The 14,861-nt window shown below is 40.5% G+C and carries 14 protein-coding genes; 10 read left to right on the top strand and 4 right to left on the bottom strand.

The window, feature by feature from the left end; genetic code table 11:
* A complete protein-coding gene (locus tag RB214_RS02575; RefSeq protein ID WP_309168298.1) occupies positions 1-1,428 on the top strand; it encodes a tetratricopeptide repeat protein in 1,428 nt (475 codons plus the stop codon).
* Positions 1,429-1,683: 255 nt separating this feature from the next.
* On the opposite strand, the gene zapE is transcribed toward RB214_RS02575, so the two are convergent.
* A complete protein-coding gene (gene zapE / locus RB214_RS02570; RefSeq protein WP_309168297.1) occupies positions 1,684-2,793 on the bottom strand; it encodes a cell division protein ZapE in 1,110 nt (369 codons plus the stop codon).
* A gap of 59 nt (positions 2,794-2,852) precedes the next feature.
* Here zapE and rsuA point away from each other — a divergent pair, with 59 nt between their 5' ends.
* The 3 genes from rsuA to RB214_RS02555 all read left to right on the top strand — a co-directional run bounded on the left by rsuA (position 2,853) and on the right by RB214_RS02555 (position 5,623).
* Entirely contained in the window at positions 2,853-3,551 is a 699-nt protein-coding gene (gene rsuA, locus RB214_RS02565) for a 16S rRNA pseudouridine(516) synthase RsuA (RefSeq protein ID WP_039485514.1), read from the top strand.
* A gap of 386 nt (positions 3,552-3,937) precedes the next feature.
* A complete protein-coding gene (gene rluA, locus RB214_RS02560; RefSeq protein ID WP_309168295.1) occupies positions 3,938-4,591 on the top strand; it encodes a bifunctional tRNA pseudouridine(32) synthase/23S rRNA pseudouridine(746) synthase RluA in 654 nt (217 codons plus the stop codon).
* Between the two features lie 81 nt (positions 4,592-4,672).
* Positions 4,673-5,623 (top strand): DUF3530 family protein, encoded by a 951-nt coding sequence (locus RB214_RS02555; RefSeq protein ID WP_309168293.1) that lies wholly within the window; start codon positions 4,673-4,675, stop codon positions 5,621-5,623.
* Here the strand turns inward: RB214_RS02555 and djlA are convergent.
* The 3 genes from djlA to RB214_RS02540 are packed head-to-tail and all read right to left on the bottom strand — an operon-like array spanning position 5,606 to position 8,158.
* Complete coding sequence (gene djlA / locus RB214_RS02550; protein WP_309168291.1) at positions 5,606-6,472, bottom strand: co-chaperone DjlA; 867 nt, start codon at positions 6,470-6,472, stop codon at positions 5,606-5,608. The genes RB214_RS02555 and djlA overlap by 18 nt on opposite strands.
* 31 nt (positions 6,473-6,503) lie before the next feature.
* A complete protein-coding gene (gene murU, locus RB214_RS02545; RefSeq protein ID WP_039485522.1) occupies positions 6,504-7,160 on the bottom strand; it encodes an N-acetylmuramate alpha-1-phosphate uridylyltransferase MurU in 657 nt (218 codons plus the stop codon).
* A complete protein-coding gene (locus tag RB214_RS02540) occupies positions 7,157-8,158 on the bottom strand; it encodes a phosphotransferase (RefSeq protein ID WP_309168290.1) in 1,002 nt (333 codons plus the stop codon). The genes murU and RB214_RS02540 overlap by 4 nt, the downstream gene beginning before the upstream one ends.
* A 100-nt stretch (positions 8,159-8,258) precedes the next feature.
* Between RB214_RS02540 and lptD the strand changes: the two genes are divergently transcribed.
* The 6 genes from lptD to RB214_RS02510 are packed head-to-tail and all read left to right on the top strand — an operon-like array spanning position 8,259 to position 14,835.
* Positions 8,259-10,511: an LPS assembly protein LptD gene (gene lptD / locus RB214_RS02535; protein WP_309168288.1), complete on the top strand. Its 2,253-nt coding sequence runs from the start codon at positions 8,259-8,261 to the stop codon at positions 10,509-10,511.
* A 30-nt stretch (positions 10,512-10,541) separates the two neighbouring features.
* A complete protein-coding gene (surA, locus tag RB214_RS02530; protein WP_309168287.1) occupies positions 10,542-11,837 on the top strand; it encodes a peptidylprolyl isomerase SurA in 1,296 nt (431 codons plus the stop codon).
* A gap of 2 nt (positions 11,838-11,839) precedes the next feature.
* Entirely contained in the window at positions 11,840-12,832 is a 993-nt protein-coding gene (gene pdxA, locus RB214_RS02525; protein WP_024589800.1) for a 4-hydroxythreonine-4-phosphate dehydrogenase PdxA, read from the top strand.
* Positions 12,829-13,635, top strand: coding sequence for a 16S rRNA (adenine(1518)-N(6)/adenine(1519)-N(6))-dimethyltransferase RsmA (gene rsmA / locus RB214_RS02520; protein WP_002960838.1), 807 nt, complete (start codon positions 12,829-12,831; stop codon positions 13,633-13,635). Before pdxA ends, rsmA begins: the two co-directional genes overlap by 4 nt.
* Positions 13,619-14,008 (top strand): Co2+/Mg2+ efflux protein ApaG, encoded by a 390-nt coding sequence (gene apaG, locus RB214_RS02515; RefSeq protein ID WP_002960839.1) that lies wholly within the window; start codon positions 13,619-13,621, stop codon positions 14,006-14,008. The genes rsmA and apaG overlap by 17 nt, the downstream gene beginning before the upstream one ends.
* An 8-nt stretch (positions 14,009-14,016) precedes the next feature.
* A complete protein-coding gene (locus RB214_RS02510) occupies positions 14,017-14,835 on the top strand; it encodes a symmetrical bis(5'-nucleosyl)-tetraphosphatase (RefSeq protein WP_309168285.1) in 819 nt (272 codons plus the stop codon).
* The last annotated feature ends 26 nt before the right edge of the window (positions 14,836-14,861 follow it).

Raw genomic sequence — 14,861 nt, 5'->3', positions numbered from 1 at the left:
ATGAATATATTTAAAACGCTAAAACCATTAACTCGCGCAGTTATCACTACTTTAATGTGCTCACTCCCTTTATTAGGTGTAAGTAGCGTGCATGCAAGCGCTGCTAGTACGCCATTAAAAAGTGCGCCACTAAAAGTAACGTTATCGCCTAGCGATCCAACATGGCAGTTGGCTATAAATAATAAATTACTAGGCCCTACAGAGGTCCTTATTGAGCCGACCGAGCGCGGTTTTGCTCGCCAAGTGCAACCACTTTTACAAGCAGGTAATTACAGTGAAGTTGCGGCGCTATTTAAAGGCCGTGATATAAGCGAAGATAGCACTGCTTTAAACTTATTACGTGCACAAGTACTGCTTTCAACAAAAGACTTTAATAACGCTGAACTAGCTTACTTAGCGTGTTTAAAAGCCTCACCTGATTTAGTAAAAGCACACCAAGGTTTAAGCCTTTTATACATGCAACAAGCAAAGTATGACAAAGCACAAACACACCTAGTTCACAGTATTGAACTTGGCCAAGCTGATGCACAAAGTTATGCGCAACTTGCTTATATACACGTGCAGCATAGCCAACCTTGGAGCGCAGTAGCGGCGTACCGCCAGGCGCTTATGCTAGCGCCAGAAACAAGCCAATATCAACAAGGGCTATTGTTTGCGTTAATTGAATCGGGTGATTTAAGTCAGGCAAGTGCATTACTAAAAGAATTACTTAATAAAAGCCCTGATAAAGCTGAACTTTGGCTGCAACGTGCACAAATAGCATTACAGCTTGATCAAAAAAAGCAGGCGCTTGCTGCTATTGAAGTAGCCCTAAAACTCAACACTAAAGATGCCAGTAACCAGCTTTTAGCAGCCCAGCTGCATTTAACTGAAGGCAGCACTGAACGCGCAGTGAGTTTATTAAAGCAAGGTTTAAAACACGCCACTAAACAGCAGCAAGTTGAGGTTATTAATACCACGATGCAAACTTTAGGCTGGCTTGTATCTCAACAAAAATGGGGTTTAGCTAAAGAGCTAATAGGCAGCGCAAAAAGATTAACTAAGCAGCTACCCCGTGATGAACAAGCGCAGTTTTCTGTATACAGCGCACAAATTGCTATGCAACAGGGTAATACTAAACGTGCTCTTAAAAGCTTAAATAATGCACTTAAAATAAACCCGAATTTAGGTGATGCCCTACTTAGTTTAGCAAGTATATATCGTAGTAAAGGCCAACTCACCCAAGCTAAACTTATGTATGTTCGTGCACAAGCTCTGCCTGATTACCAACTATCGGCGTGGCTTGGATTATCGCAAATAGCGATCGATTCTAAAGACTACCCGAGCGCGCTAAAGCATCTTAGAAAAGCATTACAAGCCAACCCACAACGCCAGGACTTAATTACTAATATTCGCGCCCTTGAGAATATAGTGCGCCAAGAAGGGTAAGTTTAACGCCGTGGTTAAATTTACTTGTATAAGCACAGCTTGCTGGCTGTGACGAGCAAAGCTCGTAATTTCTATGCTTTGATGTTTTCTCATTTACCCCTCTTTGTGCAATAAGATCTTAAGTGATTTATTCACAAAGAGGTTTAGAGGGCGCTTCGCTTTAGAGAAACCAATTAGTAGCAAAGTAATCAGCTATAAATATTAAAAGCTACGCTTTTCGCGTGAGCAAGCTCGTTTACAATATATATTAAAGCATTACCAATTTTGCATTTCGACTATGCGTGATTGCGTGCGTGCATATTCAAAGCTCAACTTTTTACCTTTGTACAAATGTTCAATGTCGGTTTGCGCATTTATTACCAGCAATTTATGGCAATCGTAAAATTCATCGACTAAGGCAATGAAGCGCCGTGCTTCGTCGTCAAATGTGTGCTCATCAAGCGTTTGTTTTTCGCGTTGGTAGCTATCTTCTATACCGTGAACAATAACTTTACCCGTTGCTTTAACACCCATTTGCGGCACGTTCGATACGTATAACACATCAAATTGCGTTGCTAAAAACATATAATCGTTAGCACTACGCGGGCCGGAGCATAGCGCCATAAAATCAATCATCAAGGCATTATCGGCTCTTAATAAATAATGTAAATCGCGCCCATGCACAGTAATTGTATTGCTGCATGTTACAGCCGGATACGAAGCTAAAAACTCATTTTGAAAATCGCGTTTAGGTAAATTAATAAAATAGTGACGGCTGTTTTTACCATATCTAAAGCGGTGATCGTCCACCCCTGCTACGTTAATTATATGGCAATAGTTATTAATTAAATCGATAGTAGGTAAAAATCGCGCCCGTTGCAGGCCGTTGTAATAAAGCTGCTCTGGCTTTGCATTCGATGTGGCCACCAGCACAACACCTTGTTCAAACAACGCATTGAACAATCTGGCCATAATCATGGCATCGCCAATGTCGCTCACAAAAAACTCGTCAAAACACAGTACTCGAATATTTTTAGCCCATTGTTTTGCAATTAGAATGAGTGGATTTTTTTGACCTTGTAGCTGCGAAAGTTGGGCATGCACTTGTGCTATAAAATGATGAAAATGCAGTCGCTGCTTTTGCTCAATAGATAGGTTTTTATAAAATAAATCCATTAACATGGATTTACCACGCCCTACGGGTCCATATAAATAAATGCCTTTTATTAAGGGTGCTTTTTGCCACCATGATGTGTGAGCTTGAAGTTGCTCGCTTAGCGTATTTAAAGCTTCCACCGCATTTTGCTGCGCGGCATCAAAACACAGTTCACCTGTGTCTATTTTTGCTTGGTAAAGGCTTAAAATTTGTGTGCTGTGCACTGTCATGGTATTTCACTATCGGCTATAATCGCGCCCATTGTAGCCGACTAAAAATGTGAACCAAAATGAAATTCCCTTGCCGCTTAGATAAATTTATTAGCCACTTAGCTGAAATACCGCGCACCCAAGCTCGTGCTAGTATTAAGCGAAAAGAAGTAAGCGTGAATGGCGAAATAATCACATCACATAATTTTCAGCTAGCCCAACAAGATGAAGTACTGCACCAAGGTACGCCTTTGGTATTTTTAGGTAAGCGCTATTACATGCTAAATAAACCTGTTGGCTATGTATGCGCTAACAGCGATGAGCTACATAAAACCGTTTTTGACTTACTTGATGAGCCAAATATGAGCGACTTTCACGTAGCAGGTCGCCTTGATATAGATACCACCGGGTTAGTTATTATTACTAATGATGGCGATTGGTCACATAAAATTACGTCGCCTAAAAGCAATAAATTTAAAACCTACCTAGTCGAAACTCAAGAGCCTATTACCGATGAAGCACTTGAGCAATTACGAACAGGTGTCATGCTGCATAACGAAAAAGATTTAACTCGCCCAGCTATAGCAGAGAGACTTGCTAATTACGGCCTGCGTTTATCAATAAGTGAAGGTAAATATCATCAAGTTAAGCGTATGCTTTACGCGGTAGATAACAAAGTGGTTGAGTTACATCGCGAGCAGATTGCGGGGATTACCCTAGATGAAAACTTGGCCAGTGGTGAATATCGATTATTAACACCCGAAGAAATTAAGTTATAAAAGCGCTTTAAAGGAGCCTAAGTTTGGATATACTAGGGCGTGTTGAACTTTGTGGATTGAAATTTGTTCAATCTAGGGGCGATTTAATCGCGGCGCGAGGTTTGTAACCTAGTGGGCTAAGTAAAAATCGAGCAACAAAGAGTTAATCGCCCCTAGAAAGAACCCAAAAGGCAGAGCATGTTTGGCATTTATGCTGCGTTATCGCCTAATTATGGGGAATAACCACACTACATAGGCTCTGCCTTGCCTAAAAACCAAACATACTACTGCAAATTCAACCACCAACGTTCAACACGCCCTAACTAAAACAATATAGCCAAACTTTTACTTGAGCCTGTTGGCTTGCTCTACTAAAATAGCGCCCTTCAAAATCACTAAGGTCGGCCGTGTTAGTTAACTACAATCCCCCTATGAGTCCGTATTTAACAATACTTTTTCAGGATGACGACTTACTTATAGTTAATAAGCCAAGTGAGTTATTAACTGTTCCAGGTAAAGATCCTAAACATGCCGACAGCTTAATTAATCGCGTTAATCGTGTTTTTCCAACAGCACGAATAGTACACCGCTTAGATATGGCGACTTCTGGCATACTGTGCCTTGCCATGAATAAAGCAGCGCACAGACATTTAAGTATGCAGTTTCAAGAGCGCGAAACAGCCAAACGTTATATAGCACGTGTATACGGACACCTTGAATCTGAAACAGGATCAGTAGATTTACCCCTTATTTGTGATTGGCCTAATCGCCCTAAGCAAATGGTTGATCACGACAGAGGTAAACCTTCGCTTACGCATTTTAAAATACTAGAGCGTGAAGAAAATGCAACCCGTGTAGAACTAACCCCTATCACTGGTCGCTCGCATCAACTACGTGTGCATATGTTAAGCCTGGGTCATCCTATTTTAGGTGACAGGCTTTACGCCCATAAAGAGGCACTTGCTGCCGCTCCTCGCTTACAATTACATGCACAAATGCTGCAGTTGAAGCACCCAACCACTGAGCAAGTACTTACTTTTGAAGCCGAACCTGAATTTTAACTGGCTCAAATACTTCGTAAATTATTAAACTTTTAGATAACTTTGCCGATACCTAACTAATTGTCATTAGTTAGGTGCGTTATGCTATTTCCACGGTTTTTAAAAGGCGCTTTTTATATACAGCTCAGCTGTGCGCTACTTTTAGCTAACCCTATCAGCGCGGCGGAACATATTGCCCCACCTAGCCAATCAAGTATTGAAAAGAGCGACGTTGAGCGACTTCTTCCAAGCGATGAAATAAAACCAATATTAGCGGGTGAAACAGAATTTTTAAGCCTTTACAGCGAATATATGAGCGCTGATTTTAGAGGAGTAGTATTACTTATACCCGATTGGCACTCTTCACCTACCAATAACTCAGGCATGAGTTACTTGCGTAAAGAGCTTAATAATTTAGGTTACAGCACCTACGCAATGACAGTGCCCGACATTGATTGGCAAACTAGTAAAATGGCAAAAACAACGCCCAGCGAAACCGAAGCTGCGCCTAGTAAAGCCGAGGAACCTGCCTCATCCGACACAACAGCAAACGCCCAATCGCAGCCTGCAAAAGTAAAAGAAGAACCTCATTACGTTAATGCAATTGAAAAAGTAACTGACGACATACTTGATAACTATAAAATAAATCTCATCTCTCGTTTTAATGCGCTGTATCAAACCGCTATGGAAGATTCGAGTAATATAGTGGTTATAGCACAAGGCACGAGTGCGGGTGTGTTGTTGGAGTACTATGCAGATTTTCCAGATGAGAGACTGGATGCGTTTATAAGTTTAAGCAGTTATCTACCTAATACCAAGCGTAACGAAAGCTTGAGCCAAACAGCATCACTTGTTGCACCCGCCTTGCTTGATATTTACTACGCAAATGACAGCACAGACATTTTAATGAGCCTTAAAAATCGTCAGCGATGGGTTAACCGAAATGCAAAATTTGATTACCGCCAACGCCAGTTGTTTGGCCTGCGCGATCAACCCGATCAACACGCACGCCTAACAAAAGAAATAGACGGTTTTTTACGCCGACTTTTTTAAATACTCATAAGCAGCTTGAATATCTTGGCTCTTTTTAACAGCCAGTTCCATCATGTGTTTTGGTAGGCCTTGCGACACTAACTTATCAGGGTGGTGTTGCGACATAAGTTTACGATACGCTACTTTTATATCACGCTGCGTTGCATCGCTATTTAAACCTAATAACGCCAATGCTTGCGCACGGTTCATGTTATTATTTGGCGGTACATGGTGCCCAGAACCTTCACGGTAACTACTACTTTGACCTTGGTTTTGTTGCTGCTGATTAAATTGCTGCTGTTGCTTTCTAAAGTTAAACTCAGCTTGATAACGTTTTAATACAAATGCAAAGTGTGTTTTAGAAATGCCTAGCTGTTTACTTACTTCTGCTAATAATTGCTTTTCTTGTTCGGCTAATACCCCGTCAGAAAACGCCATTTGAATTTGTATTTCTAAAAACAACTGTATTAGATCGTTTCGTTTAGCAAAGCGTTCTTTAAAATCATGTACTGTTTCTTTAAGTGAAAAGTCGCTCTCTTTACCTGACTGAAATGCATGTTGTGCTTCGCGGCGCTCTTCCCCCTTTAAGCCCATTTCATCCATGAACAAGTTAGCCGCTTTTATATGTATTTCGCTCACTCGGCCATTCGATTTTGCAATGTGCCCCATAACAGCAAAGCAGCTTGAAAAGAATAAAGCTTGGCGCTCGTGAACATCGTCACCACTAAATAAGCTAGAAAAACCGCCTGCTTTATCAAAGTTATTTTTTAAGCTTTTATCAAATAAATGACCTAGGTATAAACCTAAAATAGCACCAAATATTTTGCCAAACATAAAGCCAAAACAAAAACCGAGAATTTTTCCCCACATCTATAATACTGCCTTCTTAAAAATTGAGTTGTTACGCCTCAAGGCGCGTGTTTAATTGGTTTAAACGCTCTGGTGTACCAATGTCATCCCACTGCCCTATATAGAGCTCAGTAGAGACTAAATGTTCATTTAGCTTTTCACGTAAAATAGGCCCTAAAGGGCGAATACCTTGCGTTAATCCTTTAAAAAAATCAGCCTGATACCGGCCAATCCCCGAAAAGGTATATTTTTGACTCTCGGCCGACAAATGGCTCAATGCAAAGTCGCCATCTGGGTTGTGTGGCGGGTTTTCTATAAGCACTATGTGCGCCTCACCGGGTTGTAAATGGAGTTGCATTAGCGCACTTACATCATAGTCGGTGTATACATCGCCATTTATTACAATGAACGAGTCGCCCAACAGCGGTAACGCTTCAATAATACCGCCGGCCGTTTCAAGGCCACCTTCAACTTCTTGGCTATAAAGTATATTTACGCCAAATTGACTGCCATCTTTAAAGTAGTCTTTTATTTTATCACCCTGCCACGCAAGGTTTATTACAATATCGGTAATGCCGGCTGCTTTAAGGTTATTTATATGGTGCTCAATAAGTGGTTTTTCAGCCACTTTTAACATTGGCTTTGGCATATTTTGCGTTAGCGGCATCATTCTTTGCCCGCGCCCTGCAGCTAAAATCATCGCTTTCATGAGCGCTCCTTTGCCAACTTTTCAGTCACTTTTGGCACTATGATATTTTTTGTCCACTCACTCAATGCTTTAAGCTCTGGGTAAATTGCTGCTACTTCAATAATGTAATCAAGCGTCGGTAAAATATTATCTAAATAACCTGTTTTACCATCGCGTAAATACAATCGACAAAATATACCCGCAGCCTTTAAGTGGCGCTGTAATCCAGTTAAATCAAACCAATATTTAAACTCATCGAATGAAGTGTTAGCCAGTAAATTTTGAGCTGTAAATTCTTGATAAGCAAAATCAAGCAAACCTGTTAATTCTTGCTCTGGCAATTTAAAGTAGCAATCGCGCAGTAGCGATACTAAGTCGTAGCAAAGCGGCCCGCGTACAGCATCTTGATAATCTATAATGGCCCACTGGCCGTTACTGTTCATAATATTACGGCTATGGTAATCACGATGAACGGTAACCGTTGGTTGCTCAAGCATGGCCTTTATTAATAGCTCTGAACTTGTTTGCCATATTATTTTTTGTTCTGCACTGAGTGGCTCATTAATAAAGTCGCTTACTAACCACTGGCTAAATATATCAAGCTCTAGCTTTATAAAATCTTCGTTATACGCTTGCATAGCAGAAACTGTGGGCGTTTTTGCCCACTGAGCACTTAAACTAATTAATGCTTGGTAATGCTCGGTGCGATTTGCATCATCAAGCATGTCAGCTAGGTGCGTACTGCCTAAATCACTGAGGATAAAAAAGCCCTGTTTCTCATCACTTGCAATAATAGTGGGAAGTAAAAAACCTTGCTCAACAAACACCTGGTTTAGCGAAATATAAGGCTCGTTATTCACTTTTTTTGGATCTGAGTCCATCACTATTAAATGCTTATTATCGTGATTTAAACGATAATAACGGCGAAAGCTAGCATCCCCCGTGATCGCGTTTAAAGTATGCGACTTGGCATTAAGGTGTGTGTTTATAAATTGTTGTAAATTCTCAAAGCGTGTCATTTTATTAGATATCTATTTTTATAGGTCAATTACTGTAATTGCCATTATTTTCCTTTATTATGTGTATATTATATTAAACACAAAGTATTAAGGTCGATAAATGAGCAAAACCTGGGGCATATTGATGCTAAGCGTAGTTAGCGCACCATCGCTTGCCGAAACTGAACTGGCACACAACCTTTGTGGCATTTCAATGCAAACCAGAGCTTGGCAACCACTTGAAGGCCTTAACCTTGGTGAAGTTGATATCCAAGCTGATGATGTTGAGCTGCTTGGCACTCAAAGCGCTGAATTTACCGGCAATGTTGATATTAACACCCTTAAGATGAGTTTGTCCGCACAAACTGCGTTGATAGACAAACAGCGTGGTTTATTAAATGCAACGGGGCCAATTACTTATCAAGACTACGTAAGTAAAGTAAACAGCACCGGATTAAATGCCGATTTAAATAATTCAGAAGTCAGTTTGTTAGGCGCCGACTACAGCTTAACCGAACAACAAGGTAAAGGCGGCGCTGAAAAGCTCACTGTTAATCAGTCTGGCTTATTACTCATGAATGCAAGCTTTACTACTTGCCCAAGTGACACACCAGCATGGGAAATTGAAGCTGACGAAATAAACCTTTCACGCGAAGAAGGCTGGGGCGAAACATATAACGCCGTATTGCGTATTTTAGATACACCGGTTTTATATTTACCTTATTTTACATTCCCGCTGGATGAGCGTCGTAAATCGGGCTTACTTACCCCGACCATTTCAAGCTCTGACAAATACGGCCTTGAAACAATTACGCCGTATTATTTAAATATTGCACCTAATTTTGATGCCACTATTACCCCTCGTTATATGTCTAACAAAGGGCTGCAATTACAAACAGAATTTAGATACCTAACAGAGCAACACGAAGGCTTAGTAGGGATTGAATACTTAGATAGTGATGATTCTGAGCCTGATTTAAATGAACGCTACATGTTTCATTGGCAACAGCAAAGCTACCTAGGTGAAAACTGGCGCGCAAACGTTGATATAACCAATGTGAGTGATGATAACTACATCACCGACTTAACTTCAAACTACGCAAGTAAAACCGATACTCAATTGTATCGTACTGGCTCACTTACCCATTTAGGTGATACATGGCGCACCGATATAAAAGTGCAAAACTTTGAAGTACTCGGCGATCACTTAGAGTCATACACTGCAATACCACAAGTTAATTTTACGCAAACAGCGCCTTGGCGTTTTGATAATTTTGACTTTAGTGTGTCGGGCGAGATTAGCCATTTTACTAATGATTCATCAGAAGTGGCCATAGACAGCGCAACTCGTGTACACGTAGAGCCAAAAGCACGCTACAACTACGCTACGCATGCGTGGTCATTTTTATCTGAAGTGAGCTTATTACAAACAAATTATAAGCAAAGCGGAAACTTAACCGGCACGCAATACAGCGATACCGTATCGCGTACTATCCCAAAAGTACGTTTGTACTCTCAACTTAACTTTGAGCGTGAAGCATCTTACTTTTTCGAAGATGGTATACAAACACTAGAGCCGCAAATTCAGTATTTATATACACCTAATAAAGATCAGTCAGACATTGGCTTGTTTGATACAACCAAACTGCAAGATGATTATTATGGTTTATTTAGAGACGTGCGCTTTTCGGGTGTTGACCGTATAGCAGCTGCTAATCAGTTTACTTTAGGTGCTACAACGCGCTTATTTGATAAAAAACAAGAAGAAGTGTTTAACTTTAGTGCGGGCCAAATATTTTATTTAAGTGACGATGCCAAGCCAACAGAGCAAGGCTTAAACTCAGACACTAATTATAATGCACTATTTGCAGCTCAAACCATGTTACATTGGCACCGCCGTTGGTACCTCGCTGGAGGTATTCAATATGATACAGATGGCAAGCAAATGGTACAGTCAAATGTAACGCTTGATTATAAAGGTGATAATAATCAGCTAGTACAATTGAACCATCGCTATGCAAATGATGTCTCAGGAAATACAATCGAGCAAGCAGGTGTATTTACAAGTATTCCTATTAGCGACGAATGGCAATTTATTGCGAGCTATCATCGAGATCTTGAAAACAACAGAAGTATCGAAGTATTGAGCGGATTACAGTATGAATCATGCTGTTGGGCTATCCAAATTACTGGCCATCGCCAAATTGAAACTGATTTAAATCAGTCAATCGGACAAGAACAAGCAACTTTTGATTCAGGTATTAGTTTGAATTTTGTATTAAAAGGACTTGGCAGTAAAAGCCGTTATGATGCACAAAAATTATTACAACAAGGTATTTTTGGCTATCGTAGACCGTATTTTCTTAGTAACTAGAGTACTATCAGCAAGAGTAGTAAAAAGAATATGAATTTAAAAAAATTATTAACATCAGCAGTTTTAAGTGCCAGCCTTTGTCAAAGTGTAATGACTGCACCAGTAGAAATAGATAAAGTTATTGGCGTTGTAAACCAAGGCGTAATTTTAAAAAGCGAAGTAGACACCATAATTGATCGTGTTAAAAAGCAAGCACAAGAACAAGGCCAGCAATTACCAAAAGATGAAACACTTCGTGTACAAGCTGTAGAGCGTTTAGTTAATCAAGCGCTTATGATGCAAATGGCTGAGCGTATGGGGTTACAAATCTCAGACAGCCAACTCGATCAAACTCTCGCTAACATGGCAAAAGAGCAAGGCGGAACAATCGCCGACTTACGCCGCACTATTGAAGGTTCGGGCGAAAGCTTTCAAGCTTACCGTGAAGAAATTCGTAAAGAAATCACAACGCAGCAAGTAACACGTGCAAGCGTTGATCGTCGTATTTATATTAGCGAACAAGAAGTTGATAACCTCTTAAAAATTATGGAAACCCAAGGTCAAAGTGCTGAAGAGTACGACATTGGTCATATTTTAATAGATATCCCTAACGATGCGACAGCTGACGAAATTGCTGATGCAAAAACACGTGCAGATAAGGTTATTGAGCTATTAAACGATGGCCAAGAGTTTAAGCGTATTGCTATTTCATCATCAAGCGGCTCTAAAGCACTTGAAGGTGGACAACTTGGTTACATGGGCATTAACGAAATGCCATCGCTTTTTGCTGAAGCAGTAAAAGGGCAAAAGAAAGGCGCTATTGTTGGCCCACTTCGCTCTGGTGCTGGTTTTCATATCATTAAAGTACAAGACGTTCGTGGTCTACAAGTTGTAGAAACAACTGAAGTACGTTCACGCCATATACTTATTAAACCTTCAATTATTTTAAGTGAAGAAAAAGCACGCTCAATGCTTGCAGGCTTTGCAAAAGACTTACGTGCAGGAACAGCCGACTTTGGTGAACTTGCTAAAGAGTACTCAGAAGATCCTGGCTCTGCACTTAAAGGTGGCGAGTACGATTGGACAGATCCAACTACCTACGTACCTGCGTTTAAAGATACATTACTTTCTCTTAAAGAAAATGAAATAAGCGAACCGTTTAGAACACAGTTTGGTTGGCATATTGTGCAGTTACTTGGCAAACGTGTAGCTGATAAAACTGAACTAGCTAAACGTAACCGTGCTCACGGTATGTTGTTTAACCGTAAATTTAAGGAAGAAAGTTTTAACTGGCAGCAAGAAATGCGCGAGCAAGCTCACGTTGAAATTTTCCCTATAGACCAATAAATATGACTCTAAGAATTGCTATTACACCGGGAGAACCAGCCGGTATTGGCCCAGATTTGCTACTCACGCTTGCTCAGCAAGCGTGGGACGCTCAACTTATAGCGATTGCTGATGGCAAACTATTAAAAGAGCGTGCAAAGCATTTAGGCTTAACAATAAACTTAATTGAATTTGATGATAATGCCCCCGCCATAGCAGCACCTGCGGGCAGTTTGTATATTCATCAGGTTGATTTAGGTGCGGATGTAGAGCTTGGCGTACTAAATGACGGTAACGGCCAATACGTGTTAGATACCTTGCGTATAGCAAGTGAAAAAAACATGGATGGCACGTTCGATGCGGTTGTTACGGGCCCTGTTCACAAAGGCATTATTAACAAAGCGGGCATTTCATTTAGCGGACACACTGAGTACTTTGCGCAGCAATCAAATACTGCAGATGTGGTTATGATGCTTGCAACTGAAGGTTTACGTGTTGCACTTGTAACCACGCATATTCCACTTGCGTATGTATCGCGTGCCATTACTCCTGAGCGCTTAACTAAAGTAGCGGGTATTTTAAATCACGACCTACAAACTAAGTTTGGGATAGAAAAACCACGTATTTTAGTGTGTGGCTTAAACCCACATGCAGGTGAAGATGGCCATTTAGGTCGTGAAGAAATAGAAACAATCACCCCAACGCTTGAAATACTTAGAAGCGAAGGGATGAATTTAATTGGCCCACTACCGGCCGATACCTTATTTCAACATAAATACCTATCTGAAGCAGATGCAGTACTTGCTATGTATCACGATCAGGGATTACCTGTGCTAAAATACAAAGGATTTGGTAAATCGGTAAATATTACCCTTGGCTTACCATTTATCCGCACCTCAGTTGACCACGGTACTGCACTCGATTTAGCAGGTACTGGTACAGCTGACGTTGGCAGTTTTGAATTAGCGATCCGCGAAGCAATTAAGCTCGCCCAAGAAAAAGCACAAAATCAATGACCGATAAAGTACATTTAGGACACCGCGCTCGTAAGCGTTTTGGGCAAAACTTTTTATTTGATGAATCTATCATCGATAAAATAGTCTCTGCGATTGATCCTAAACCAGAAGACAACTTAGTAGAAATTGGCCCCGGCCTTGGCGCAATTACTGAGCCAGTAGCCGACTTAAGCGGCCATTTAACGGTTGTTGAATTAGATAAAGATTTAGCACAACGATTAATTGAACATCCATTTTTGGGTCCTAAATTAACCGTTAACCAAGGCGATGCAATGACGTTTGACTTTGCAAGCTTGGTTCGCGATGACAAAAAATTAAAAGTGTTTGGTAACTTACCTTACAATATTTCGACACCGTTATTGTTTCACCTTTTTGAATTTTCAGATCATATTGAGCACATGCACTTTATGCTTCAAAAAGAAGTAGTAAAACGCATGGTAGCAGGCCCAGGTAGTAAAACATTTGGTCGCTTAAGCGTAATGACTCAATATTACTGTAATGCAATGCCGGTTGTTGAAGTACCACCTGAGTGCTTTAAACCAGCGCCAAAAGTTGACTCTGCTGTTATTCGTTTAATACCTAAAAAGCCAGAGCAACGTACAGCAAAAAGCGTTAAAATTTTAAACACCGTGTGTTTAGAAGCATTTAACCAGCGCCGTAAAACGCTACGTAATAGTTTAGGTAACTTACTTACCGCAGAAGAACTAACTAGCATTGGCATTGATATAACGCTGCGTGCTGAGCGCTTATCTTTACAACAATTTATTGATATAGCTAACTGGATTTATGACAACAAGCAGTAACATTGGATCGCCTGTAAAGGTATCTGTAGAAACATTTTACGTAGAAGGCCAATCTCAACCTGAGCTTGAAAAATACGTATTTGCTTACTCGGTAACAATTAAAAACCATAGTTTATGCAGTGCAAAATTACTGAGCCGCTATTGGTTAATTACCGATGCAAATGGCAAACAAGTAGAAGTTGAAGGCGAAGGCGTTGTTGGCGAAATGCCAGATATTGGCCCAGGCGAAAGCTATAAATACACCAGCGGTGCAATTTTAGATACACCTGTAGGCACTATGCAAGGCCATTACACGTTACGCAACGAGTTTGGCTCTGAGTTTCAGGCGCCTATTAATGTGTTTCGTTTGGCTTGCCCTAACATTTTGCATTAAGCACTTAGATGGCAGATTATGCGATAGGTGATTTACAAGGGTGTTTTAGTGAATTTAACACCCTTTTACAACGGGTTGATTTTAAGCCAAGTAAAGATCACCTATATTTAGTTGGCGACATAGTTGCTCGCGGGCCTGACTCCCTAGCCTGCTTAGACTATATTTACCAACATCAAAATAGCATGACCATCACTTTAGGCAATCACGACCTTCACATGGTTGCCTGCTACTTTCTTAACAAACCCACTAATCCAAAAGATAAATTAAACTCAATATTTGAAAGCCCTAAATTGGCTAACTACATCGCTTTTTTACAAACCCAGCCATTGGCTTTAGAGCTTATAAAACATAACTGCTTTATATCTCATGCGGGGTTAAATCCCGATTGGTCTGTTGAAGATGCGCTAAAACAAGCTCAATTTGCACAAAGCTGTTATCAATCAAGTAACGCAAAAGCGTTTTTTGAACACATGTATCAGCCTCACCCCGCAAAGTGGTCTAACACCCTTGATGACTTTGCAAAGTTTAGATACATAGTTAATTACTTTACCCGCATGCGTTTTTTAACAAGTGATAACACACTCGAGCTTAATGCAAAGGGTGGAATAACCGACAGCGAAACTCTCACTCCTTGGTTTAACCACCCCAATATAGCTAAATCTAAACACGATATTATTTTTGGTCACTGGGCCGCACTTGAAGGTAGAACAGGTAATTCACGGGTTCACGCCCTAGATACAGGCTGCGTATGGGGTAACACCATGACCCTAATGGAGCTGAGTACTAAAAAAGTAATTGTAGAAAAATCCCACCTTTCGTCTAAATAAACTGAAAAAAAACAATACATCTGTTA

The organism is Pseudoalteromonas sp. HL-AS1 (genome assembly GCF_031198785.1).
GTDB lineage: Bacteria > Pseudomonadota > Gammaproteobacteria > Enterobacterales > Alteromonadaceae > Pseudoalteromonas > Pseudoalteromonas distincta.
The sequence above is the reverse complement of the archived record's forward strand: the minus strand, read 5'-3'. Positions and strand labels throughout refer to the sequence as shown.